Here is a 24,546-nt window from a genome sequence, read left to right as displayed (position 1 = left end):
GAACGCGCATCACATCAAAGAGGTTCCACGTGAACAAGCGATTCTTTCGACGTGCTGCTATGGCGGTGCTGCTCGCGGTGGGCGCCGCCTCCGCGATGGCCGACGACATCGACATCTTCAGTGCGAGTGCGGCCAGCGCCGACGCACCGAACGTACTGATCGTGATGGACAACAGCGCCAACTGGAGCCAGAGCTTCGGCAGCGGCAGCAAGTTCACGTCCGAGTTGACCGCGTTGGCGACGGTCGTCAATGCGTTGCAGGCGCAATTCAATCTCGGGATCATGATGTACACCGAGTCGGGGACCGGCAACACCGGTAACGACGGCGGGTATGTGCGCTTTGCGATCCAGCCGATGACCAGCTCGACCGGCGCGGCGACCGATGCTCGAAACTGCCTACTCAAGATGGTCGGGTCCGGGAGCACTTGCGTCATCGCGAACTCCTACTACTCGCTGCTCGACATCAACGGCGACAAGAGCAACGGCGGCAAGGGCGGTCTCACGATGAACGAGGCCTACAACTACTTTGCCGGCGTCAACGCATACGCGGGCAACAACAAGGTCAAAGCCGACCCATTGGCGTTCCTGAGCGGGACCATTGCCGGCCCGACCTACAAGCCACCGGTGGCCAACAGTTGCACGAAGAACTACATCATCTTCATCAACAACGGTCCGTTCTCCGACAACGCGTCCGACACGTCGACCGCGACGAGCAACCTGGCAGCGGTCGGCGCCAGTGGCAGCACGACCCAGATCGCGCCACCCGACGGCACTGCAGGGCGCAACAACGAGGCCGACGAGTGGACGCGGTGGCTGAATCGATCGCCGCTCGCGGCGGTGACCTACGCGCTGGAGGTCGGCCCTGCCACCACCGGGCAGGGCCCGTACAACACGGCCTTGCTGCAGAGTATGGGCACGCAGGGCAAGGGCGGCTATTACGCTGCCTCCGACGCGGCAGGTCTGCTGGTCGCGTTGACGCGCATCTTCAACGACATTCTCGCGACCAACAGCGTGTTCGCTTCGTCGACACTGCCGCTCAGTGCCGACAACTCCGGCGCGTTCGCGAACCAGCTCTACATGGGTGTGTTCCGCCCCGACGGCGGCGGCAAGCCGCGCTGGATGGGCAACCTGAAACAGTACAAGTTCGCTGCTGACAGCAACGGGAACTTGTCGCTCGTCGATTCCGAGACTCCGGCTCAGCTTGCTTCCAGCGCGTCCGGTTTCGCGCAGCCAGACGCCGTGAGTTTCTGGACCAGCAAGAATATTGCGTTGGCACCGGATGCCCCTGCGGCGCCAGCGACGGACGCGACGAATGGCAGTACCGGAGGTTTCTGGTACTTCGACAGCAAGGGGTCTGGACTTGCCTTCGATTCTCCCGATGGCGAATGGGTGGAGAAGGGTGGTGCCGCGCAGCAACTTCGATTGGCTTATCTCGGTTACGGAGGTCGCGGAGGTGTGGGGGACACGAACGCGTCAACCCTCAACTCGAAGCCTGCGCGCCAGCTGTTCACCTGCACCGGCACCTGTCCGACGGCGACAAACAAGCCGAATCTTTCGGCGACGCCGTTCGACACGAGCAACGCCGCGATCACCGATACGCTGCTGGGCGTTGGGTCCGTCTCGGTCAGTTCGATCACCAGCGCCACGCCCAAGAGCGTGACCGCGCTGTCGGCCAGCGCGAGCGTGTCGATCTCTTCCATCAGCAAGTCTGGTGGAACGGGCTCCGTGACGACCAGTGCTGCGCATGGGCTCAGTGTCGGTGACCAAGTGGTGATTGCTGGTGCGGCTTCGCAACTCGATGGCACATTCACGGTAGTCACGGTACCGAGCCTGACGACGTTCACGTATGCCGACAGCGGCACCAAGTCAGCCACAGCGGGGACCACATCAAAGGTCACTACCACCGCCACGGTGACGTCTGCCGCGCATGGCTTTGTGCCTGGACAGAAGGTCACGATCGCCGGCGCGACGCCCTCGGGATTCAACGGTGCAGTCACCATCGTGTCGACAACCACGAACACGTTCACGTACACGCTGGCGACAGGCCAGGGCGGGTCCGCTTCCGGCACCATCACGGTCACCTCGAATACGGCCACGGTGACATCAACAGCGCACGGCCTGACCACGGGCGATTCGATCACGATCGCCGGGGCGACGCCAACTGGGTACAACGTCGTGGCGATCGTCACGGTCGTGGATGCCAACACCTTCACGTATGCCTACAACGTGGCAGCGCCGCTTGCCAATGCAACCGGCACGATCACGGCTTCGCTGGGCGGCGGACGCACCACGTTGATTCGCTGGGTGCGCGGCATGGACACGCAGGACGAGAACAACTTCAAGGTCGGCAGCGCCGATACTGACGTGCGTGCGTCGATTCATGGCGACGTGCTGCATTCGAGGCCGCTGGTGCTGAACTACGGTACACCGTCGACCTCTGACAATGTCTACGTCTTCTATGGCGGCAACGATGGTGTGTTCCGCGCTGTCAAGGGCGGCCAGGCTGCGACCGATGGCGTCGAGAAGTGGGGATTCGTTGCACCGGAGTTCTTCGGCAAGTTGAAGCGGCTGTACAACAACAGTCCCGGTGTCGCTTATCCCGGTGCCGTCGGCGTTCCGACACCCACCAAGCGAGACTACTTCTTCGACGGCCCGGTCGGTTCGTACGTGGAACGCGATTCGACCGGTGTGATCACCAAGGCGTACCTGTACATAGGCGCGCGACGCGGCGGTCGCTTCATCTATGCGCTTGACGTGACGGACATCAACAATCCCAAGTTCTTGTGGCGGATAGTCAATGCTGGCGAGTTCGGCGAGCTTGGGCAGACCTGGTCGAACCCGACAGTGGCGAAGATTGCGGCAAACACGAACCCCGTGCTGATCTTCGGCGCAGGCTTCGATGCGGCGTCCGAGGACGTCGAGCCGCCTCCTGTTGGTGACACGATGGGTCGAGCGATCTACATGGTCGATGCCTTCACGGGCGCCTATGTGTGGGCCGGCGGCAAGACCGGCAGCGTCACGCCGCCGAGCGGCAAGGTGTTCACGGCTCGCGCCGAAATGGACTTCAGCATTCCCGCTGACCTTCTCGTGATGGATCGCAACATCGACGGCTATTACGATCGTATCTACGCCACCGATGTCGGCGGCAATGTCTGGCGCGTCGATATCGGAGACGCTTCGCCGACAAACTGGAGAATCTGGAAGATTGCGGCACTGGGCAGTCGCGACGGAACGTCCGCAAGCGTCGCGACGACGCGAAAGCTTCTCTTCGGCGCCGATGCGGTCGCGGGGGCAACTTATGACGCCGTATTTGTCGGAACTGGAGATCGCGACCATCCGCTTCAGACCAATGCCGCTCAAAACGTGGTCAATCGCTTCTACATGCTGAAGGACACGAACGTCGGCTTGGTCGGGTCGGATCTCGGTATCTACGACACGTGCGGTGTGACGTTCGGCACCAGTTGTGCGAGCGCGAATTTCGTCGATGTGACGAGCGGCGCGGCGGTGCCGGCCACCGCGACTGGATGGGCACTTCAATTCACCAGAGTGGTGGGTGGGGTCGTCGTCCCGAGCGGCGAGAAGGTTGTCAATGCGCCGATCGTCGTCGCCGGCCACATCCTGTTCGGCACGAACAAGCCCGACCTGTCGAACTCGACGTGCAGCGCAAGCTTGGGAATCGCGACGCGCTACGACATCTTCTTCGATACGACTGCGACGGGGACGACTTCGCTGACCGTCAACAGCGACATCGCGCCCGGTGGTGGGTTCCTGCCATCCAACGTTGCTGGCGTCGTCGAGATCGACGGCAAGAGGTATCTGTTCACGACCGACAATCCGTTGAGTCCAGGCGGGCCCACGATAAACCCGAATGTGCCGACCAACCGCTCACGCGCGTATTGGCGCGAATTGCTGGAGTGACGCATGGTGGCGGGGCCTCGTGAAGCCGGGGTGAGCATGTTGCGGAGGCATCCGCGCCTGCTGGCCGCGATCACTGCGGCGCTGACGCTTCATGGACTCGCCTGGTTGACGCTCGTCGGGCCGCAATCGGTTGGGGTGCCGGATCGACAGATGGGTACGGGCCTTGTCGTTCAGCTGGTGGACGGTCGTTCGGCACCCGTCGCTCGGAGAGATCAGTCGGCGGAGAACCGGGCCGCCGATCGCATGGGCATGACCGAGCCCGTGCCGACCGCGCGGGATGGCGTGCGGCGCGATGGAGCCGAGTCTGAGCGGCCGGAGCCAACGCGCGGCAATGATGAGTATGTGGATGCGAGACGATTGTCGATACGGCCGTCACCGCTCACGAGAGTTGTCTTGCCGCAGAAGGAGATGGAGGCCAGCCGGCGCAGCGGAAAGGCTTCGCTCACAGTCTTCATCGATGCGGCGGGCATCGTGGTGCGCGTTCGCGTCGACGCGTCCGACCTTCCAGTCGAGGTGAACAACGCGGTCCGGCAGGTCTTCTACGATGCCCCGTTCCGTCCGGGCCAGCTCGACGGCCGTGCGGTCAAGTCGATGATGCACGTCGAGGTGGTGTTCGAAACCGAAAGGCCAGGGTCTTCTGCCGAGGAGCATGTACCGGCGATTTGAGCAGGCGGGCAAGCCCTGTGGCGCGTGATCTTGTTCACTGGCCTCCGTGGCTTCCCCAGTGGACACGCGTCGCGGTTGAGAAGATGATCAAGCCGACACGCAACCTTCCAGGGCACGTGGCCCTGCATTGACGATCAAGCCATGAGTCCCGTGCCCGTCAATCGCCTGCCCCCGCCAGACGCCGGCTTCGAGTTCGAACTGACGGACTTCGCGTCCGCTCGCGAGACGCTCGACAACACCTCGCTGGAGTGGGCCGCGGAATCGGCCAGGCCGAATGATCCGGCCGAATGGGCGAGTCGCCGCCGTCCGCCGGTGCCGACGGACCGCGCGTTGGCCGGTGCGACGATCGACTGGATGCTGCGCCTGCCGGCCGCACTGCAACCGCATCACCTGGCCGACAAGTTCCCGCGCCTGGCGAACCAGATCGCCGCGGCATGGTTCGATCGGCCGCGTTGCGAACGCGCGCTGCAGGCGCTGCTGACCGATGACCGCGGCGGCCGGCGCGGTCTGTCCTACGAATTGCGCAACGAGATCGAAGCGCTGCAGCGGCACCTCGCCGCCTTGCCCGGCTGATCCGATCCGCGGCGACCGGTCGTCGCCTACGCAGGCATCGCCGCGCCGCAGTTCCAGCACTGCTCGAACGGCCCTTCGATCAGTTCATTGCAGTTGGTGCACACCCAGCGCCGCGGCTGCGGGTTGCGCAGTTCGTGCAGCAAGGCGCGGGCGCGTTCGAACTGATAGTCATCCATCACCCACAACTCGGGCAGCGTCTGGTCCGGCGGCACCTCGCCGGCGATGCTGCTGGCGTACTGGCGCTGCACGCTGGTCGGCACGCCGGCGTGCGTCAGCAGGTCGGCCCACAGCGTGGCGAGCGCGAGGTTGGGGGCCGTGGTCAGGCGCTTCATGGTCGCTACAGTGTCCCGCATTCGATCGGGGCTTTGGCGACGTGTATATGATTGGCGTCATATTTCTCGCCGCGAGACGCCATCGCCATGACGCACGAATCCAGCCGCAAGGAACTCAGCCACGATCGCATCGTCGCGGCCGCCGCCACCGCGATCCGGCGCAGCGGCTACGCCGGCACCGGCGTGGCCGACATCATGAAAGAGGCCGGCCTGACCCACGGCGGCTTCTACGCGCACTTCGATTCGCGCACGCAGTTGCTCGCCGAGGCGGCCGACCGCGCCGGCGCGCAGTCGATGGAGCGCATGCGCAAGGTCACCGACCGCGCCGCGCCCGAAGACGCGCTGCGTGCCTTTGTCGATGCCTACCTGTCCGACGCGCACGTCGAGGCGCCCGAGACCGGCTGCTCGCTGGCCGCGCTCGGCACCGAGATGCCGCGCCAGGCGCCCGAGGTGCGCCAGGTCTGCGCGCGCCGCCTGAAGGACATGGTCGACCTGGTCGAGCGCCAGTTGCCCGAGTGGGGCGCGCCGGGCCAGCACGAGAAGGCGCTCGCGGTCATGAGCTGCCTGGTCGGCGCGATGGTGCTGTCGCGCGCGAGCGGCGACAAGCGCGTGTCGAAGGACGTGCGCAACGCCGCGAAGGCGCTGATCCAGCGCGCACTCGACTGACCCGACGCGCCGAAGCGCGCTCCGCCCATCGATCGGTCGCCGCTCACGCAAGAGTATGACGATCATCATATTGTGTCCCTTGTTCCACCCCTGACCGAAAGCTCGCTCATGAAGATTCAGAACGCCGTGGTCCTCGTCACCGGTGCCAGTCGCGGCCTCGGACAAGCCTTTGTCGAAGCCTTGCTCGCCGCCGGCCGCGCGATCGTCAATGTGCTGTCGGTGCTGAGCTGGCTGAACCTGACCGGCGCCGCGACCTACAGCGCCTCGAAGTCGGCGGCCTGGTCTTTGACGAACGGCCTGCGCAACGAGCTGCGCGCGCAGGGGACGCAGGTCGTCGGCGTGCACGTCGGCTTCATGGACACCGACATGACCAAGGGCCTGGACGCGCCGAAGGCGAGCCCGAAGGACGTCGTCGCTCAAGTGCTCGCCGCGGTCGAGGCGGGTCGAGAAGAAGTGCTGGCCGACGACCTGAGCCGGCAGGTGCGGCAAGGTCTCGCGGCCGAGCGCGGCGTGTACCTCGGCGAAGCGGCGCACTGATGGCCGGGCCCGCGGCACCAGGCGCTACCGCGCCGGCCGGCGCGCTGGATCCGCGCACGCGCCTGCTGCTCGAAGGCCCGATCGTGCGCACCCTGCTGCGGCTGGGCGCGCCGAACATGCTGGTGATGGTCGCGCAGGCGTCGGCCGGGCTGATCGAGACCTACTTCGTCGGCAAGCTCGGCACCGACGCGCTGACCGGCATGGCGCTGGTCTTCCCGCTCGTGATGCTGATGCAGATGACCTCGGCCGGCGCGATGGGCGGCGGCATCGCGTCGGCGGTCGCGCGGGCGCTCGGTGCGCGCCGGCGCGACGATGCGAACGCACTGGTCGGCCACGCGCTGCTGATCGCGCTCGGCTTCGGGCTCGCGTTCACGCTCGCGCTGTGGCTCGGCGGCGCCGCGCTCTACGCGCGCATGGGCGGCCGCGATGCATCGCTGGCGGCGGCGTTGACCTACTCCAACTGGGTCTTCGCCGGCGCCGTGCTGGTCTGGCTCTTCAATTCGATGGCGGCGCTGATCCGCGGCACCGGCAACATGCGCGTGCCGGCGAACGTCACGATCGTCGGCACGCTGCTGCTGGTGCCGATGTCGCAGGGCTTCATCTTCGGCTTCGGCGGCTGGGCCGGGCTGGGCATCGCCGGCGGCGCGCTCGCGCTCCTGAGCTACTACGCGCTCGGCTGCATCGCGCTCGCGCTCTACCTGGCATCGAAGCACAGCCTGTTGAAGCCGTCGTGGGCCAGCCTGCAACTGCGTTGGGCACTGTTCGCCGACATCCTGAAGGTCGGGCTGGTCGGCACGATCTCGACCGTCGCGACGAACCTGGCGATCGGCATCGCGACCGCGCAGGTCGGCGGTTTCGGCCCGGCGGCGATCGCCGGCTACGGCACCGCGTCGCGGCTCGAGTATCTGCTGGTGCCGCTGGTGTTCGGCCTCGGCGCGCCGCTGGTCGCGATGGTCGGCACCTGCATCGGCGCGGGCCAGCGCGAGCGCGCGCTGCGCGCCGCGTGGATCGGCGCCGCGATGGCCGCGGCGCTGACCGAACTGATCGGCCTGGCGGCCTGCGCATGGCCGCACGCGTGGCTTGCGCTGTTCGGGCAGGACGCTTCGATGCTCGCGGCCGGCACTCTGTACCTGCGCGCGGTCGGGCCGGTATACGGCTGCTTCGGCTTCGCGCTCGCGCTGTACTTCGCGTCGCAGGGTGCGGGGCGCCTGGTGTGGCCGGTCTGGGGCAACGTCGCGCGGCTGCTGGTGGCCGGGCTGGGCGGGTGGTTCGCGCTGGCGGCCGGCTTCGGTCTCGTCGGCGTGTTCGCGGCACAGGCCGCGGCGCTGGTCGTCTACGGCGTGGTCAATTCCTGCGCGATCATGGCCGGCGCGTGGTTCGGGCCGCTGCGCTGGCCGCCGAGCCTGGGGCTGGGCGTCGTCAGCAAGAAGGGGGCGATGCTGGCACGATAGGCGTTTCCTCAAAGAGCCCACGGAGACCCGCATGAGCACCCAGACCAGCCGCACCGTCCGCATCGAACAGCACGGCGGCCCCGAGGCGATGCACCTCGTCGACCTGCCGGTCGGCGAGCCCGGCCCGGGCGAGATCCGCATCCGCCACCATGCCTGCGGGCTGAACTTCATCGACGTGTACCAGCGGTCGGGCGTCTACCCGTTCCCGATGCCGCTGTCGCTCGGCATGGAGGCCGCCGGCGTCGTCGACGCGGTCGGCGCTGGCGTGACCCACCTGAAGGCCGGCGATCGCGCGGCCTACGCGGGCAACCCGCCGGGCGCGTACTGCGCGCTGCGCGTGATGCCGGCGAAGACGGTCGTCAGGCTGCCCGATGCGATCTCGTTCGAGACCGGCGCGGCGATGATGCTGAAGGGCCTGACCGCGCAGTACCTGCTGCGCAAGACGCTGCCGGTCGAAGGCCTGCAGCCCGGCGACTTCGTGCTGTTCCACGCCGCGGCCGGCGGCGTCGGCCTGATCGCGTGCCAGTGGGCGAGGGCGCTCGGCCTGCAGCTGATCGGCACCGCCGGCTCGGACGAGAAATGCGCGCTCGCGAAGGCGAACGGCGCGGCCTTCGCGATCAACTACCGCACCGAAGACTTCGCCGCGCGCGTCAAGGAGATCACCGGCGGCAAGGGCGTCAAGGTGGTCTACGACTCGGTCGGCAAGGACACGTGGGACAAGTCGCTGGATTGCCTGCGCCCGTTCGGCCTGATGGCGAGCTTCGGCAACGCCTCGGGCGTGGTGCCACCGTTCGCGCCGGGCATGCTCGGGCCGAAGGGTTCTCTGTACCTGACCCGCCAGACGCTGTTCACGCACATCGCGACGCGCGAGGCGACGCAGGCGATGGCCGACGAGCTGTTCGCGGTCGTCGCCGGTGGCCAGGTCAAGATCCACATCGCGCAGCGCTATGCGCTGGCCGACGTGGCGCAGGCGCACCGCGACCTCGAGGCGCGCCAGACCACGGGCAGCAGCATCCTGATCCCGTAGCGCGCGGGCCGCCGCGCCGGGCCGCCCCAAGCAAGGCCCGATCCTCTCGGGGGATCGCCCGCGGTATTCCGCGGGCGAGGGGCTCCATCAGCCGCGGCGCACGCGCAGCAACTCGTCGAGGATCAGCAGCCCCGCGCCGACGGTGATCGCGCTGTCGGCGACGTTGAACGCCGGGAACGCGAGATCGTTCCAGTGCACCTGGACGAAGTCGACCACCGAGCCGTGCAGCAGGCGGTCGATCAGGTTGCCGACGGCGCCGCCGAGGATCAGCGCGAGCGCCGTCGCGAACAGGCGCTGGCCGCCGTGCCGGCGCAGCATCCAGACGATGAAGACGGCTGCGAGCGCCGCGAGGCCGACGAACATCCAGCGCTGCCAGCCCGACGACGCGTGCAGGAACGAGAACGCCGCGCCGGTGTTGCGCCAGTGCACGATGTTGAAGAACGAGGTGATCGTGTGGCTGTCGCCGATCGCCATCGTGCGCAGGATCAGCGCCTTCGTGATCTGGTCGAGCAGCACGACGATCGCGGCAACGCCGAGCCAGGGCAGCAGCGAGCTGCCGGATTTGTTCGAGGCCATGGTCTCGTTCTTCAGGCGATGCGGCGCGCTTCGCCGGCACCGAACAGGTTGTCGACGCAGCGCCCGCAGATCGTTGGATGCGCCGCATCGGCGCCGACATCGTCGCGGTAGTGCCAGCAGCGCTCGCACTTGGTCGAGCTCGACGGCGTGACCTCGACCTGCAGCTCGGCCGCGCTCTGCAGCAGCGCCTTCGAGGTGATCGTGACGAAGCGCAGGTCATCGCCGAGCGACGCAAGCAGCGCGTGGTCGGCCGGGTTCGCGCCGATCACGAGATCGGCCTGCAGCGACGAGCCCAGCGCGCCGGCCGTGCGCACCGCTTCGATCTCCTTGTTCGCGACATCGCGGATCGCGCGGATGCGCGCCCACTTCGCGAGCAGCTCGTCGCCGCCCCAGGCGCTGGTGTCGCTGTAGGTCTCGACGAAGATCGAGTCCGGCTTCTCCGATGCCGAAGCCGCGGGCGCGAAGAGCTGCCACGCCTCTTCGGCCGTGAAGCTCAGGAACGGCGCCATCCAGCGCAGCATCGCGTGCGTCAGGTGCCACAGCGCGGTCTGCGCCGAGCGCCGCGCGGCGCTTTTGGGCGCGGTCGTGTACAGGCGATCCTTCAGCACGTCGAGGTAGAACGCGCCGAGATCCTCGCTGCAGAAGACCTGCAGCTTCGCGACCACCGGGTGGAACTCGTAGACCTCGTAGTGCGCGAGCACCTCGTCCTGGAACTGCTTCGCGCGCGCCAGCATCCAGCGGTCGATCTCGAGCAGCTCGCCGAGCGGCAGCGCGTCCTGCGCGGCATCGAAGTCGCTCGTGTTGGCGAGCAGGAAGCGCAGCGTGTTGCGGATGCGGCGGTAGGCATCGACGACGCGCGCGAGAATCTTCGCGTCGATGCCCAGGTCGCCCGAGTAGTCGGTCGCGGCGCACCACAGGCGCAGGATCTCGCCGCCGTACTTTTGCGCCGATTCGGCCAGCGGCATGTAGTTGCCCAGGCTCTTGCTCATCTTGCGGCCCGCGCCGTCGACCGTGAAGCCGTGCGTCAGCAGGCCGCGGTACGGCGCGTGGCCTTCGGTCGCGCAGGCGATCAGCAGCGACGAGTGGAACCAGCCGCGGTGCTGGTCGTGGCCCTCGAGGTAGAGGTCGGCCTCGGGGCCGTTCTCGGTCGTCGTGCCCGGGTGGCTGCCGACCTTCTCGTTGAGCACATGGAAGAAGGTCGAGCCCGAGTCGAACCAGACATCGAGGATGTCGTTGCTCTTCGTGTAGTCGGCTGCTTCGGCGCCGAGCACGTCGGCGGCGCTCAGCTTCGACCAGGCCTCGACGCCGCCTTGCTGGACGACATCCGCCGCGCGGTCGATCAGCGCCATCGTGTCCGGGTGCAGCTCGCCGGTCTCCTTGTGCAGGAAGAACGGCAGCGGCACGCCCCAGTTGCGCTGGCGGCTGATGCACCAGTCGGGCCGGTTCGCGATCATGTCGTGCAGCCGCGCCTTGCCGTTCTCGGGGTAGAACTTCGTCTCCTCGATCGCGGCCAGCGCGGTCTGGCGCAGGGTCTGCGCCGGCGGCTCCTTGGCGAACACCCCGACGCCTTCGTCCATGCGCACGAACCACTGCGCCGCGGCGCGGTAGATCACCGGCGTCTTGTGGCGCCAGCAATGCGGGTAGCTGTGCACCAGGCTGGCCGTCGCGAAGAGGCGCCCGGCATCGCGCAGCGCATCGGCGACCAGCGGTGCCGCCTTCCAGATGTCGAGCCCGCCGAACAGCGGCAGGTCGGCCTCGTAGTGGCCGTTGCCCTGCACCGGGTTCAGGATGTCGTCGACGGCCAGCCCGTGCGCTCGGCAGGAGTTGAAGTCCTCGATGCCGTAGGCCGGCGACGAGTGGACGATGCCGGTGCCGTCGTCGGCGGTCGCGTAGTCGGCCGTGTAGATCGGCGCGACGCGGTCGTAGCCCGGGTCGACGTGCGCGAGCGGGTGATGGAAGTTCAGGCCTTCGAGCTGCGCGCCGGTCGTCGTCGCGATCACGGTGCCGTCGAGGTCGTAGCGTGCCAGGCACTTCTCGACCAGCGCACGCGCGAGCACCAGCAGGCCGCGCTCGGTGTCGACCAGCGCGTACTCGATCGCCGGGCCGACGTTGAGCGCCTGGTTCGCCGGGATCGTCCACGCGGTCGTGGTCCAGATCAGCGCGAACGCATCTTTCGCGAGCGCCGGCAGCCCGAACGCCGCCGCGAGCCTGGCCGGCTCGGCGGCGAGAAACGCCACATCGACGGTCTGCGACTTCTTGTCGGCGTACTCGATCTCGAACTCGGCCAGCGACGAATGGCAGTCGAAGCACCAGTACACCGGCTTCAGCCCGCGGTAGACGAAGCCGCGCTCGATCAGCTTTTTCAGCACGCGGATCTCGTTCGCCTCGTTGCCGAAGTCCATCGTGCGGTACGGGTGGTCCCAGTCGCCAAGCACGCCGACGCGCTTGAAGTCGGCCATCTGCTGCGCGATCTGCTCGGTCGCATAGGCGCGGCTCTTGGCCTGCACCTCGGCACGTTCGAGCTTGCGGCCGAAGGTCTTCTCGATCTGGTTCTCGATCGGCAGGCCGTGGCAGTCCCAGCCCGGCGTGTAGCGCGCATCCAGGCCCTTGAGCTGGCGCGCCTTGACGATCATGTCCTTGAGGATCTTGTTCGCGGCGTGGCCGACGTGCAGCACGCCGTTCGCATACGGCGGGCCGTCGTGCAGCACGAAGCGCGGCTTGCCGACGCGGGCGTCGCGCAGACGCTGGTAGACGCCGCGGTCGGTCCATTCCTTGACCCAGCCCGGCTCGCGCTTGGGCAGATCGCCGCGCATCGGGAAGGGCGTGTCGGGCAGGTTCAGCGTGGATCGGTAATCGGTCTTGTTGTCGTTCGACATGGTGCGACTCGGTGGATGCTGTTCCGTGCCCGGTGCGGGCCGCGGATGAAGATGAAACCCGCACGGCGCGGGTGCGCTTCAATGAATCGAGGCGTGCGGCGGCGAACCGCGGCAGCCGGTCAAATAATTCGATCGCGGCTGGTCTGGCGCTGCTCCGCCGCATGCGCCGCGAGGAAGGCGCGCGCATCGGCGACGTCTTTCGCGATCGCGGCGGTCAGCGCGGCGAGCCCGTCGTAGCGGGCTTCGTCGCGAAGTTTGTGCAGCAGTTCCACGCGCACGAGTTTACCGTAGCCCCCTTCGGGGCCGAGCGCGGGCGGCCAGTCGAGGCAGTAGGTCTCGAGCAGCACGCGGCCGCTGTCGTCGACGGTCGGGCGCTTGCCCAGGCTCGCGACGCCGCCCAGCGCCTGCGCGCCCAGCCCGTGCACGCGCACCGCGAAGATGCCGGCCGCGGCCGGCTTCGGGTGGCTGAAGCGCAGGTTCAGCGTGCGAAAGCCGTCGCTGCCGCCGGGCGCGCTCGCGCCGAGGTTGCGGCCGAGCTTGCGGCCGTGCACGACGTGGCCGCTGATGCTGTAGGGCCGGCCGAGCAGCGTCGCGACGCGCGCCATGTCGCCATCGGCGAGCGCCTCGCGCACCGCCGAACTCGACACGCGCAGGCCGTGCACCTCGTAGCTGTTCATGCGCGCGACATCGAAGCCGGCCGCCTGGCCGGCCGCGTCGAGCGTCGCGTAGTCGCCGGCGCGTTTCGCGCCGTAGCGGAAGTCGTCGCCGACCAGCACGTACCTCGTGCCCAGGCCGCGCACCAGCACGTCGTCGACGAAGGCCTGCGGCGATTGCGCGGCGAAGCGCGCATCGAAGCGCAGCACGACCGTCTGCTCGATGCCGCAGCGCTCGAGCTCGCCGAGCTTGTCGCGCAAGGTCGCGATGCGCGCTGGCGCGGCGTCGGGCTGGCCGGCGCGGGCCGCGAAGTAGTCGCGCGGATGCGGCTCGAAGGTCATGGCGCAGGAGGGCAGCCCGCGGTGCTTCGCCTCCGAGATCAGCAGCGCCAGCATCGCCTGGTGGCCGCGGTGCACGCCGTCGAAACTGCCGATCGTGAGCGCGCAGGCGGGCGCGATGCCGGGGTGATGGAAGCCGCGAAACACTTGCATAGGTGCGGCATTATCGGATGCAGGTCCGCCGCGGCCGCGCGGCGCCCCGCACGGCCGCCGGTCTCAAGCAAATGTGGCTTTGCCACTTTGCTTGACCCCTGGGGGCGGGAATGTCGAAGACATTTCCTGGGGGTGCTTAGAAAGTCAGTTGTGCGTTCGCGCCGACCAGCCAGGTGCGCCCCGGCGCGGGCTCGAAGTAGCGGCTGTTGGCCTCGTTGACGATCACCGAGCCGATGACGTGGCGATCGGCCAGGTTGTCGCCGCGCACGAAGCCGCTCAGCTCCCAGCGGCCGGCGCGCCAGAGGTAGCCGGCATGGGCGCCGAGCAATGCGTAGCCGGCGGCGGCGTCGCTGTTCGCGTCGTTGACCATCACGCGGCTGAGCGCCCGCAGCTCGACGCCGGCGCGCCAGCCCTGCGGCGGCCGCCAGCCGAGCGCTGCGAACAGCGCCGAACGCGCGATGCCGGGGATGCGCGCGCCGGCGAACGCATCGCGGTAGTGCGCGTCCAGCCAGGTGGCCGAGGCCTGCGCCTCGAGCGCGCCGACGAGGGTGGCGGACCATGCGAGTTCGAGCCCGCTGCGCCGCGTCGCGCCGGCGTTCTGGAAGGTCGCGCGCCCGCCGGCGTTCGCGAGCGTCGCGATCTCGTCGTGCGTTGCGGTGCGGAACACCGCCGCGCGCCACTCGCCCGCCGCGGCGCTGCGCCACTTCGCGCCGAGCTCGACGCTGTCGCTGCGCGCCGGCTTCAGGCCGAAGTTCAGGCCGGTCGCGCCGCCCGGTCGGTAGGCGAGCTCATTCAGCGTCGGCGTCTCGAAGCCGCGCCCCGCGGTCGCGTACAGATGCAGCGAATCGTCGATCGCGAACATCACGCCGAGCACCGGCAGGGTCGCGCTGTAGTCGGCGCCGCCGCTGTCGTCGGGGTTCGTGCCGACGATGTAGCGGTCGCTCGACCGGAAGCGAACCTGGCTGTGGCGCACGCCGGCGTTCACGGTCCAGCGCGGCGCCGGCTGCCACGAGACCTGCAGGTACGGGTCGAGGTTCGTGACCTCGTTGATCTCGTCGCGCCGCAACGCGCCCTCGACGCCGAGCGTCGTGCCGACGAAGTTCTGCAGGCCCTGCCGGTGCTCGCGCAACCGGTCGTGGGCGAGCCCGCCGACGAGCGAGAAGGCTTGGTCGGCGAGCGCGGTCTTCCAGGTCCAGCGCAGGTCGGCGCCGCTGTAGTCGCGCGCCAGCGAGATCACGCCGCCCGGGTGCAGCGGATTCGCCTGCGGCCCGACCGGGATCGCCTGGAACTGCTCGGTCTCGCGGCGGCCGCCGTAGACCATCGCGCGCAGCGAGTTGGCGCCGTCGACGCGGCGCTCGTAGATCAGCCCGGCCTGCGTCTGGTCGACGGTCTTGCGTGTGTCGAAGCTGATCGCCACCGGATCGACCCCGCGCGGGTTCGCCTCGAACTGCGGGCGCGTCAGACCCAGCGGGTCTTGTGCCTTCGGCAGCGAGACGCTGTTCGCGATCAGCGTGAACCGGCTCGCGTCGTCGGGCTCCCAGTTCAGCTTCAGGTTGCCGATGCGCCGCTCGGCCGCGCTGTGATCGCGGTAGCCGTCGGTCGTGAAGCGGCTCGCGCTCGCGACCACGCCGAACGCGCCGCTGCGAGCGCTCAGCTTGGTGCTGATGCGCAGCGCGTCGTCGCTGCCGGCCGCGACGCCGAAGCCCAGCGTCGGGGTCTCGCTCGGCTCCTCGGTGAACACCTGGATCACGCCGCCCGCCGAATTGCCGTACAGCGCCGAGAACGGCCCGCGCAGCACCTCGAAGCGGCCGACCGACCCGAGATCGACGTTCGTGATCTGCCCCTGGCCATCGGGCAGCGTCGCAGGAATGCCGTCGACATACAGCCGCACGCCGCGGATGCCGAAACTCGAGCGGGCGCCGAAGCCGCGCACCGAGATCTGCACGTCCTGCGCGTAGTTCTGGCGGTCGCGCGCGAGCAGGCCGGGCACGCTGGCCAGCGCATCCGAGATGTTGACCTGCAGCCGGGCGTCGCGCGCCGCGTCGCCGTCGACGCGGTCGATCGATGCGGGCACGTCGAACGACGGCGTGTCGATGCGCGTCGCGGTCACGACGACCGGCGCGAGGCGGAGCAGCTTCGTCGGTTCGGCCTGGGCGGATGCGAGGTCGCCGGCGAGCGCACCGACAAGCGCGAGGCCGGCCCTCGCGAAACTTCGTTGGCTGGGTTGCAAGAAGGTCTCCGGTGGATTTGTTCTGTTCTGTTTGCGGCCAGCGTAGCAGCCGCGTCGGCCGATGGCAAACCCGCCGCAGGGCTTTGCCGCGAGCCCCTAAACTCGCGCCGATGCGCATCGAAACCATTCGCGAACGCCTGCGCGCCCACGGTGCCGGGCCGGCCCACGAGCACCGCGTGCTGCGGCTGTGGGCCTGCGCGCTGCCGCAGGCGAGCGGCAAGCGCAAGCCCGAGGATTTTCTGCCGCTCGGCGTGCGCGCGATGCTGCCGGCGCTGGTCGACGAGCTCGCGGCGCTCGCGCAGCTGCGCTCCGAGCACCCGGCCGAAGACGGCTCGGCGCGCCTGCTCGTCGCGCTCGCCGACGGGCAGACGGTCGAGAGCGTGCTGCTGCCGCGCGACGGGCTGTGCGTGTCGACGCAGCTCGGCTGCGCTGTCGGCTGCGTGTTCTGCATGACCGGCCGCGACGGGCTGCTGCGCCAGCTCGGCAGCGCCGAGATCGTCGCCCAGGTCGTGCTCGCGCGGGCGCGCCGCCGCGTGCGCAAGGTCGTGTTCATGGGCATGGGCGAGCCGGCGCACAACCTCGACAACGTGGTCGAGGCGATCGAGCTGCTCGGCACCGCGGGCGGCATCGGCCACAAGAACCTGGTGTTCTCGACCGTCGGCGACCTGCGCGTGTTCGAGCGCCTGCCGCGCATGCACGTGAAGCCGGCGCTCGCACTGTCGCTGCACTCGAGCCGCGCCGAGCTGCGCGCGCAGCTGCTGCCGCGCGCGCCGCGCATCGCGCCGGCCGAGCTGGTCGAGCAGGGCGAGCGTTACGCGCGGTCGAGCGGCTACCCGATCCAGTACCAGTGGACGCTGCTCGAAGGCATCAACGACACCGACGAAGAGCTCGACGGCATCGTCGAACTGCTGCGCGGCAAGTACGCGCTGCTCAACATGATCCCGTACAACAGCGTCGAGGGGCTGGACTTCAGGCGCCCGCCGCACGCGCGCGCGCAGGCGATCGCGCGCGCGCTGCATGCGCGCGGCGTGCTGACCAAGCTGCGCCAGTCGGCCGGGCAAGAGGTCGACGGCGGCTGCGGCCAGCTGCGGGCGCGGGCCAGCGAGCCGCCGCCGCAGGTCGTGAGCTTTCGCCGCAGCGCGGCGGTGGTGTGATGAACCCCGGCCCGTTCATGCCGGACAAGGAACAGGTCGCCGCGCTCGACCCGTTCGAGCGCCTGCCGCTGACCGCGATCGAGCTGGTCGCGACCGGCGCGCAGGCCGAGCGCGCGATCGCCGCGCTGGCGGGCGCGACCGTACTCGGCTTCGACACCGAATCGAAGCCGACCTTCGCGAAAGGCGAGGTCTCCGACGGGCCGCACATCGTGCAGCTCGCGACGCTCGACCGGGCCTGGATCTTCCAGCTGCACGACCCGGCCTGCCGTGCCGCGCTCAGCGGCCTGCTCGAATCGCACCGCGCGCAGAAGGTCGGCTTCGGGCTGGGCGACGACATCCGGCGCATCCGCGCCAAGCTCGGCGTCGAGGCCTTCGGCGTGATCGACCTGAACCACCTGTTCCGCGCCCGCGGCTATCGCAAGGACATCGGCGTGAAGACCGCGGTGGCGATCCTGTTCGAGCGGCGCTTCATGAAATCTGGCAAGGCCAGCACCTCGAACTGGGCCGCGCGCCAGCTCAGCGAGAGCCAGCTGCTCTATGCCGCGAACGATGCGTGGGCGGCGGCGCGGGTGTTCGACGCGATCGGGCGCCTCGCTCCTGTACGCTCGCGGGCTTGACTGTGTTCCTGGAGACATCGAATGAAAGACTTTCCCGCCCGCGAAAAGCTCGACCTGACCGAGAAGGTCGCGCGCTACCTGGTGCTCGCCGGCACGCTCGACAAGAACTCGGCGCCCGATGACTACGACATGGCGAACGAGCTGAGTCTGGAGCTCGCGATGGTGCTGCCGAGCGGCATCTACCGCGCAATGGTTGAGGCCGCCGCGCACCCGGACGGCAAGGTCAACCCGGCGACGGTCGCGGTGATGATGCGCAAGGAGCTGCTGTCGCCGGCCGATGCCGAGCTGCACGCCGAACAGGTCGTGTTCCACACGCCCGGCGTCACGAGCAAGCCGCGCAGCAAGGCGCACTGACGGAATCCACGATTCGCGGAGGACATGCCCATGTGCCGCAGCATCAAGACGCTTCACAACTTCGAGCCGCCGGTGACGGCGGAAGAGATCCGCGCCGCGGCGCTGCAGTTCGTGCGCAAGCTGAGCGGCTTCCACAAGCCGTCGAAGGCGAACGAGGCAGCGTTCGAGCGCGCGGTCGACGAGATCGCGGCCAGCGCCGGCACGCTGCTGGCCGCGCTCGAGACCCACGCGCCGCCGCGCGATCGGGACGAAGAAGCCGCGAAGGCGAAGGCCCGCGCCGCCTTGCGCTTCGCGGCCTGACGGGTCTAACTCGCCGGGCCGAGCACCGCCTCCGGCCCGGCGAGCCAGCGCCATTCGCCGGGTCCCAGATCGGCGGGCAGCGCGAGCACGCCGTACGAACTGCGGTGCAGCGCGGTCACGGTGTTGCCGGCTGCGGCGACCATGCGCTTGACCTGGTGGTACTTGCCTTCGAGCAAGGTCATGCGCAGCGCGCGCTCGCCGGTCTGCTCGCAGGCGGCCGCGCGCACCGGCAGTGGATCGTCGTGCAGCACGACGCCGTGCAGCAGCGCATCGACCTGCTTCGGCGCGACCGGGTCGACGGTCCCGATCTCGTAGACCTTCGGCACATGCTTCTTCGGCGAGGTCAGGCGGTGGATCAGCGCGCCGTCGTCGGTCATCAGCAGCAGGCCGGTGGTGTCTTCGTCGAGCCGGCCGACCGGCTGCAGCCCGCGCACGCGCAGCGGCAGCGGCAGCAGGCTCATCACGCTCGGGTGGTGCTTGGGCTTTTGCGAGCACTCGTAGCCGGTCGGCTTGTGCAGCAGCACCAGCGCCTTCGCGCGGTACGGCCACAGCACGCCGCGCACGCCGAAGACCAGGCCCTGCGCGTCGACCTCGCGGAACGGGTCGTCGCAGACCTGACCTTCGAGCGTGACGTGGCCGCCGAGGATCAGGCCCTCGCATTCGCGGCGCGCGCCGAAGCCTTGGGAAAACAGAACCTGGGAGAGCTTCATGAACGAGCGGCGCCGCGGCGATCGATGACCGCCGCGGCGCCGTGCTGGTGCGTCGTGGCGCCTACTTCGCCGCCATCGCCTTGTCGGTCACCGCGTGCGTCCACGCGCTGGTGCCCGGGTCTTTCTTGATCACCGGGTCGCTGCCGCCGGCGAGCAGCACCTTGACCGTGCGCTGGTACGCCGCCGGGTCGAGCACGCCCATCTTCGGCGTGCCGGCGGTCGTGATCAGCTTCGCGACGTTCTCGAGCTGGCGCTTCTGCACCGCGGCGGTCGAGCCGCCGGAAGCATCGGCGGCGAGCACGATCTTGACCGCTTCGTCCTGGTTCTTCAGCGCGTATTCCCAGCCCTTGATCGAGGCCTTCACGAACTTCGCGAGCTTCGCGACATAGGCCGCGTCTTTCAGGTCGGGCTCGCGTGCGTACAGGCCGTCTTCGAGCGTCGCGACGCCCTGGTCTTCATACGGGAAGGTCACCAGGTCGGCCGGCTTCACGCCGGCGTCGATCACCTGCCAGTACTCGTTGTAGATCATCGTCGAGATGCACGCGGCCTGGTTCTGCAGCAGCGGGTCGACGTTGAAGCCCTGCTTGAGCACCTTCACGTCGGGGTTCGCGCCGCCGGTCTTCAGGCCCAGCGTGCCCATCCACGACAGGAACGGGTACTCGTTGCCGCCGAACCAGACGCCGAGCGTCTTGCCCTTGAAGTCTTTCGCGGTCGTCACGCCGCTGGCCTTCTTGCAGGTCAGCATCATCCCGGAGCGGTTGAAGATCTGCGCGACATTGACCATCGGAACGCCGGCCTCGCGCGCCGCGAGCGCACTGGGCATCCAGTCGACCGTCAGGTCGGCGCCCTTCGCGGCGAGCACCTGCGCCGGCGCGATGTCGGGGCCGCCCGGCTTGATCGTCACGTCGAGATCAGCCTCCTTGTAGAAGCCCTTCGCCGCGGCGACGTAGTAGCCGGCGAACTGCGCCTGCGGCAGCCACTTCAGTTGCACGGTGACCTTGTCGGCCGCGCCGGCGGTCGTCGCGGCCAGCATCATCGAGAGCAGAAGAGTCGTCTTGCGCATCGGGGGAACTCCGTCAGGTTGTGCCTTGCGGCGTGGGGAAGGAACAGCGTGGATTGGAACTCAATGGAACTCTCGAGCAAATGTGGCTTTGCCACTTTGCTTGACCCTGGGGTGGGAATGTCGAAGACATTTCCTGGGGGGCCTTAGACATGACTGCGGATCGAAGGGTGCCAGAAGGTCACGCGGCGCTCGATCAGCCCGAGCAGGCCGTACAGCAGCGAGCCGGCCAGTGCGGCGACGCCGATCGCGGCCCACACCAGGCCCATGTTGAGCCGCGCGGCCTCGGTCGAGATGCGAAAGCCCAGGCCGGCGGTCGGCGAGCCGAAGAACTCGGCGACGATCGCGCCGATCATCGCCAGCGTCGAGTTGACCTTCAGCGCGTTGAACACGAACGGCAGCGCGACCGGCAGGCGCAAGGACCAGAGGGTCCGCCAGGTGCTCGCGCCGTACGAGCGCATCAGGTCGCGTTCCATGTGGCCCGACTCGGCCAGCCCGGCGAGCGTGTTGACGAGCATCGGGAAGAAGGTCATCACGACGACGACCGCGGCCTTCGAGTGCCAGTCGAAGCCGAACCACATCACCATGATCGGCGCGATGCCGATCAGCGGCACCGTGCTCGCGAGCGCGGCGAGCGGCAGCAGGCCGCGCTGCAGGAACGGGCTGCGGTCGATCAGCACGCCGGTCGCGAAGCCGAGCGCGCAGCCGGCGACGAGGCCGATCAGCACCGAATGCAGCACCGTCTGCTCGAAGTCGCCAGCGAGCACGCCGATGCCGGCGAGCAGCGCGTGCCAGACCGCGCTGGGCGCGGGCAGCAGCACCTGCGGCACCTCGAACGCGCGCGTCAGCAACTGCCAGAACACCAGCACCCAGGCGCCGAACAGCAGCGGCGTGCCGTACTGCGCCGCGCGGGCACCGAACGCGCCCTGCGTGTCGAGCGCGGCCAGGCGCCGCACGCTGGTGAGCGCGAGCAGCGCGAGCGCGAGCGCATACAGCCAGAAGCCGGCGCGCCAGCCGATGGCATCGAGCACGGCGGCGACATCGTTCGCCAGCAGGATCAGCGGCGCCAGTGCCGCGAGCGCGCTGCACAGCGCGAAGCCGAGCACCGGCCACGGCTGCTGTGGCGGCCGGACGACCGCGAGCAGCGCGGTGAACAACCCGCAGCAGGCGAACACGAACGACGGCGCGACGCTGGGCCAGCGCAGCGCCTGCCCGTTCGCCGCGATACCCAGCGGCAGCACGAACGACAGCGCGGCGAACAAGGCCGCGAGCACCGCGAGCCACTGGCTGCGCAGCAGCGCGATCATTGGCGGCCTCCCGGCGTCAGCGCGCGTTCGGCGAGCGCGACCAGCCCGGTCAGCACCAGGCCGAGCAGCGCCGACATCACCAGCGCCGACCAGATCTGCACCGTGTTGCCGTAGTACGAGCCGGTCAGCAGGCGCGCGCCGAGGCCGGCCTGCGCGCCGGTCGGCAGCTCGCCGACGATCGCGCCAACCAGCCCGGCCGCGATGCCCACGCGCAGCGACGGGAACAGGAACGGCAGCGACGCCGGCACGCGCAGCTTCCAGAAGGTCTGCTGCCGGGAGGCCGCGTAGGTATGCAACAGCTCCATCTCGATCACGCCCGGCGAGCGCAGCCCCTTGACGAGCGCGACGGCGACCGGGAAGAAGCACAGGTACATCGAGATCACGGCCTTCGGGAGCACGCCGCTCATCCCCATGCTGCCGAGGATCACGATGACGATCGGCGCGATCGCGAGCACCGGCACGGTCTGCGACGCGATGATCCACGGGAACAGGCTGCGATCGAGCGTGCGCGAGTGGACGATCGCCACCGCCAGCGCCGCGCCGAGCAGCGTGCCCATCACGAAGCCGAGCAGCGTCGCCGAGCTGGTGACGGCGGCGTGATAGAGCAGGTTGCGCGGCGAATCGAGCGGCCAGCCGAAGATCGAATCGACGAGGTCGAGCGCGATCTGGTGCGGCGCGGGCAACACCGGGCGGTCCATCGACAGGGTCAGGCGCATCAGGTCGAGCGCGCCCCAGCCCGGTTGCGCCGAGAGCGTGCGCTCGATCACCTGCGCCGCGTTCAGCCAGACGGCCAGCGCATACCAGAGCACGAGCACGATGCCCAGCACCGCGAGCACCGGCCCGACACGGAACCAGAACGCGCCGAGATGGCCGCCGCGCTTGGCAAGCGCGTCAGTGGCCGCCATGCCCGCCCTGCAGCGACATGCGCACGCGGTGCGAAATCTCGGCGAACTCCGGCGTGTCGCGAATCTCCAGCGTGCGGTCGGCCGGCAGGCCGGACTCGATCACGTCGACGATGCGCCCCGGGCGCGGCGACATCACGACGATGCGCGACGACAGAAACACCGCCTCGGGAATCGAGTGCGTGACGAACACGACGGTGCGCTTCTCCCGTTCCCACAACCGCAGCAGCTGCTCGTTCAGGCGGTCACGCGTGATCTCGTCGAGCGCGCCGAAGGGCTCGTCCATCATCAGCAGCCGCGGCTCGAAGCCGAGCGCGCGCGCGATCGAGACGCGCTGCTGCATGCCGCCGGAGAGCTGCCACGGGTACTTGGCCTCGAAGCCCTTGAGCCCAACGCGCTCGAGGTGCTCGAGCGCGACGGCGCGGGCCTTGGCCTTGTCCAGGCCGTGGATCTCGAGCGGCAGGCAGACGTTCGCGAGCACGCTGCGCCACGGGAACAGCGCCGGCGCCTGGAACACGTAGCCGTAGGCGCGCGCGAGCCGCGCATCGCGCGTCGATAGCCCGTTGACGCGCACGATGCCGGAGCTGACCTGCTCGAGATCGGCGATCACGCGCAGCAGCGTCGTCTTGCCGCAGCCCGACGGGCCGATCAGCGAGATGAACTCGCCGTCGTCGATGCTCAGGCTGACGTTGTCGAGCGCGGTGACGGTGTGTTCTTTCGCGGGGTAGACGACCGAGACGCCCTGGACTTCGACGGTGGACGACGACGCGGTGGATGCGGGGAGAGCGGACAAAGGGCGGGCTCGCGTGATGACGGTTCTGCGGGTGGCGGGTCAGGCCACACGCGCCGGGTTGTTCGGGTGCGTGGTCCAGTTGGCGTATTCGCCACTCACCCATTGTCCGGTACGCGGGTCGGTCTGGCCGGGCTGCAGCGCATGCATCGTGATGCACTCGGGGACGGGGCAGACCGAGACGCACAGGTTGCAGCCGACGCATTCGTCGTCCATCACCTCGAAGTGGCGCTTGCCGTCTTTCGTCGCGGTGATCGCCTGGTGCGAGGTGTCTTCGCAGACGACGTGGCAGCGGCCGCACTGGATGCACAGATCCTGGTCGATGCTCGCCTTCTCGACGTGGTTCAGGTTCAGCTGGTTCCAGTCGACGATCGACGGCACGGCGCGGCCGCGGAATGCGTCGATGTTGTGGAAGCCCTTGCGGTCCATGTACTGCGAGAGGCCGTCGCACATGTCCTGCACGATCCTGAAGCCGTAGGTCATCGCGGCGGTGCAGACCTGCACGTTGCCGCAGCCCAGCGCGATGAACTCGGCCGCGTCTTTCCAGTTCGTGATGCCGCCGATGCCCGAGATCGGCAGGTAGGCCATCTCGGGCGTGCGCGCGATCTCGGCGACCATGTTCTGCGCGATCGGCTTGACGGCCGGGCCGCAGTAGCCGCCGTGCGAGCCGGTGCCGCCGGTGTTCGGGTAGATCAGCAGCGAATCGAGGTCGACGCCCATCACCGAGTTGATCGTGTTGATCAGCGAGACCGCATCGGCGCCGCCGCGGTGCGCGGCGAGCGCCGGCGGCTTGATGTCGGCGATGTTGGGCGTCAGCTTCACGATCACCGGCAGCCGCGTGTACTGCTTGCACCAGCGCGTGACCATCTCGATGTACTCGGGCACCTGGCCGACCGCCGAGCCCATGCCGCGTTCGCTCATGCCGTGCGGGCAGCCGAAGTTCAGCTCGATGCCGTCGCAGCCGGTGTCTTCGACGCGCGGCAGGATCGCGCGCCAGGCATTCTCTTCGCAGGGCACCATGATCGAGACGACGACCGCGCGGTCGGGCCAGTTGCGCTTCACGCGGGCGATCTCGTCGAGGTTCACCTCGAGCGGCCGGTCGGTGATCAGTTCGATGTTGTTGAAGCCGATCAGCCGGCGGTCCTGCGAATACAGCGCCGCGTAGCGCGGGCCGTTGACATTGACGACCGGCGGCCCGGCCTCGCCCAGCGTCTTCCAGACCACGCCGCCCCAGCCGGCTTCGAAGGCGCGGACGACGTTGTACTCCTTGTCGGTCGGCGGCGCCGAGGCGAGCCAGAACGGGTTCGGGCTGCGGATGCCCGCGAAGGTGGTGGCGAGGTTGGCCATGATGTTGGG

General features: G+C 68.8%; 22 protein-coding genes. 11 read left to right on the top strand and 11 right to left on the bottom strand.

Annotated features, from left to right (window positions below):
• Positions 1 to 29 precede the first annotated feature (29 nt).
• From AC1DTW_RS16475 to AC1DTW_RS16465, 3 genes are all read left to right on the top strand, one after another.
• Positions 30 to 3,917 (top strand): pilus assembly protein, encoded by a 3,888-nt coding sequence (locus AC1DTW_RS16475; protein ID WP_477982342.1) that lies wholly within the window; start codon positions 30 to 32, stop codon positions 3,915 to 3,917.
• Positions 3,918 to 3,920: 3 nt separating this feature from the next.
• Complete coding sequence (locus tag AC1DTW_RS16470; protein WP_477982340.1) at positions 3,921 to 4,583, top strand: energy transducer TonB; 663 nt, start codon at positions 3,921 to 3,923, stop codon at positions 4,581 to 4,583.
• 141 nt (positions 4,584 to 4,724) lie between these two features.
• Positions 4,725 to 5,156, top strand: coding sequence for a hypothetical protein (locus tag AC1DTW_RS16465; RefSeq protein WP_477982339.1), 432 nt, complete (start codon positions 4,725 to 4,727; stop codon positions 5,154 to 5,156).
• Positions 5,157 to 5,182: 26 nt separating this feature from the next.
• Here AC1DTW_RS16465 and AC1DTW_RS16460 read toward each other — a convergent pair whose 3' ends face one another.
• Entirely contained in the window at positions 5,183 to 5,488 is a 306-nt protein-coding gene (locus AC1DTW_RS16460) for a putative signal transducing protein (protein ID WP_477982337.1), read from the bottom strand.
• Positions 5,489 to 5,575: 87 nt separating this feature from the next.
• On the opposite strand from AC1DTW_RS16460, the gene AC1DTW_RS16455 reads away from it, so the two are divergent.
• From AC1DTW_RS16455 to AC1DTW_RS16440, 4 genes are all read left to right on the top strand, one after another.
• Positions 5,576 to 6,154 carry a TetR/AcrR family transcriptional regulator gene (locus tag AC1DTW_RS16455; RefSeq protein ID WP_477982332.1) on the top strand — a complete coding sequence of 193 codons (579 nt, stop codon included), beginning with the start codon at positions 5,576 to 5,578 and terminating at the stop codon, positions 6,152 to 6,154.
• A gap of 108 nt (positions 6,155 to 6,262) precedes the next feature.
• Entirely contained in the window at positions 6,263 to 6,691 is a 429-nt protein-coding gene (locus tag AC1DTW_RS16450) for an SDR family NAD(P)-dependent oxidoreductase (protein ID WP_477982331.1), read from the top strand.
• Positions 6,691 to 8,142, top strand: coding sequence for an MATE family efflux transporter (locus AC1DTW_RS16445; RefSeq protein WP_477982330.1), 1,452 nt, complete (start codon positions 6,691 to 6,693; stop codon positions 8,140 to 8,142). Before AC1DTW_RS16450 ends, AC1DTW_RS16445 begins: the two co-directional genes overlap by 1 nt.
• Before the next feature lie 31 nt (positions 8,143 to 8,173).
• Entirely contained in the window at positions 8,174 to 9,169 is a 996-nt protein-coding gene (locus AC1DTW_RS16440) for a quinone oxidoreductase family protein (protein WP_477982328.1), read from the top strand.
• Between the two features lie 87 nt (positions 9,170 to 9,256).
• Here AC1DTW_RS16440 and lspA read toward each other — a convergent pair whose 3' ends face one another.
• The 4 genes from lspA to AC1DTW_RS16420 form a co-directional block, all read right to left on the bottom strand.
• Positions 9,257 to 9,745, bottom strand: a complete 489-nt coding sequence (gene lspA / locus AC1DTW_RS16435) for a signal peptidase II (protein ID WP_477982327.1) — start codon at positions 9,743 to 9,745, stop codon at positions 9,257 to 9,259.
• Positions 9,746 to 9,756: 11 nt separating this feature from the next.
• The gene (ileS, locus tag AC1DTW_RS16430; RefSeq protein WP_477982325.1) at positions 9,757 to 12,621 is read right to left on the bottom strand and encodes an isoleucine--tRNA ligase; all 2,865 of its coding nucleotides are present in this window, start codon (positions 12,619 to 12,621) and stop codon (positions 9,757 to 9,759) included.
• A 119-nt stretch (positions 12,622 to 12,740) separates the two neighbouring features.
• On the bottom strand, positions 12,741 to 13,766 hold the full coding sequence (locus AC1DTW_RS16425) for a bifunctional riboflavin kinase/FAD synthetase (protein WP_477982324.1): 1,026 nt from the start codon (positions 13,764 to 13,766) through the stop codon (positions 12,741 to 12,743).
• A gap of 136 nt (positions 13,767 to 13,902) precedes the next feature.
• Positions 13,903 to 15,996, bottom strand: a complete 2,094-nt coding sequence (locus AC1DTW_RS16420) for a TonB-dependent receptor family protein (RefSeq protein WP_477982323.1) — start codon at positions 15,994 to 15,996, stop codon at positions 13,903 to 13,905.
• Between the two features lie 110 nt (positions 15,997 to 16,106).
• On the opposite strand from AC1DTW_RS16420, the gene AC1DTW_RS16415 reads away from it, so the two are divergent.
• The 4 genes from AC1DTW_RS16415 to AC1DTW_RS16400 are packed head-to-tail and all read left to right on the top strand — an operon-like array spanning position 16,107 to position 18,421.
• On the top strand, positions 16,107 to 17,150 hold the full coding sequence (locus AC1DTW_RS16415) for an RNA methyltransferase (protein WP_477982321.1): 1,044 nt from the start codon (positions 16,107 to 16,109) through the stop codon (positions 17,148 to 17,150).
• Positions 17,150 to 17,767 carry a 3'-5' exonuclease gene (locus AC1DTW_RS16410; RefSeq protein ID WP_477982320.1) on the top strand — a complete coding sequence of 206 codons (618 nt, stop codon included), beginning with the start codon at positions 17,150 to 17,152 and terminating at the stop codon, positions 17,765 to 17,767. The genes AC1DTW_RS16415 and AC1DTW_RS16410 overlap by 1 nt, the downstream gene beginning before the upstream one ends.
• 21 nt (positions 17,768 to 17,788) lie before the next feature.
• The gene (locus AC1DTW_RS16405) at positions 17,789 to 18,121 is read left to right on the top strand and encodes a hypothetical protein (RefSeq protein WP_477982319.1); all 333 of its coding nucleotides are present in this window, start codon (positions 17,789 to 17,791) and stop codon (positions 18,119 to 18,121) included.
• A gap of 30 nt (positions 18,122 to 18,151) precedes the next feature.
• On the top strand, positions 18,152 to 18,421 hold the full coding sequence (locus AC1DTW_RS16400) for a DUF2277 domain-containing protein (protein ID WP_477982318.1): 270 nt from the start codon (positions 18,152 to 18,154) through the stop codon (positions 18,419 to 18,421).
• Between the two features lie 5 nt (positions 18,422 to 18,426).
• On the opposite strand, the gene AC1DTW_RS16395 is transcribed toward AC1DTW_RS16400, so the two are convergent.
• The 6 genes from AC1DTW_RS16395 to preA form a co-directional block, all read right to left on the bottom strand.
• Positions 18,427 to 19,131, bottom strand: a complete 705-nt coding sequence (locus AC1DTW_RS16395; RefSeq protein ID WP_477982317.1) for a pseudouridine synthase — start codon at positions 19,129 to 19,131, stop codon at positions 18,427 to 18,429.
• 61 nt (positions 19,132 to 19,192) lie between these two features.
• Entirely contained in the window at positions 19,193 to 20,194 is a 1,002-nt protein-coding gene (locus AC1DTW_RS16390) for an ABC transporter substrate-binding protein (RefSeq protein ID WP_477982316.1), read from the bottom strand.
• A gap of 143 nt (positions 20,195 to 20,337) precedes the next feature.
• Entirely contained in the window at positions 20,338 to 21,498 is a 1,161-nt protein-coding gene (locus AC1DTW_RS16385; RefSeq protein ID WP_477982315.1) for an ABC transporter permease, read from the bottom strand.
• Entirely contained in the window at positions 21,495 to 22,403 is a 909-nt protein-coding gene (locus tag AC1DTW_RS16380; protein ID WP_477982313.1) for an ABC transporter permease, read from the bottom strand. Before AC1DTW_RS16380 ends, AC1DTW_RS16385 begins: the two co-directional genes overlap by 4 nt.
• Positions 22,390 to 23,193, bottom strand: coding sequence for an ABC transporter ATP-binding protein (locus AC1DTW_RS16375; protein WP_477982312.1), 804 nt, complete (start codon positions 23,191 to 23,193; stop codon positions 22,390 to 22,392). The genes AC1DTW_RS16380 and AC1DTW_RS16375 overlap by 14 nt, the downstream gene beginning before the upstream one ends.
• Positions 23,194 to 23,232: 39 nt before the next feature.
• Complete coding sequence (gene preA / locus AC1DTW_RS16370; protein WP_477982311.1) at positions 23,233 to 24,537, bottom strand: NAD-dependent dihydropyrimidine dehydrogenase subunit PreA; 1,305 nt, start codon at positions 24,535 to 24,537, stop codon at positions 23,233 to 23,235.
• Positions 24,538 to 24,546 lie beyond the last annotated feature (9 nt).

The organism is Rhizobacter sp. P5_A1 (genome assembly GCF_056400745.1).
Note: the sequence above shows the minus strand (reverse complement) of the source record. Positions and strands in the feature narration are given on the sequence as shown.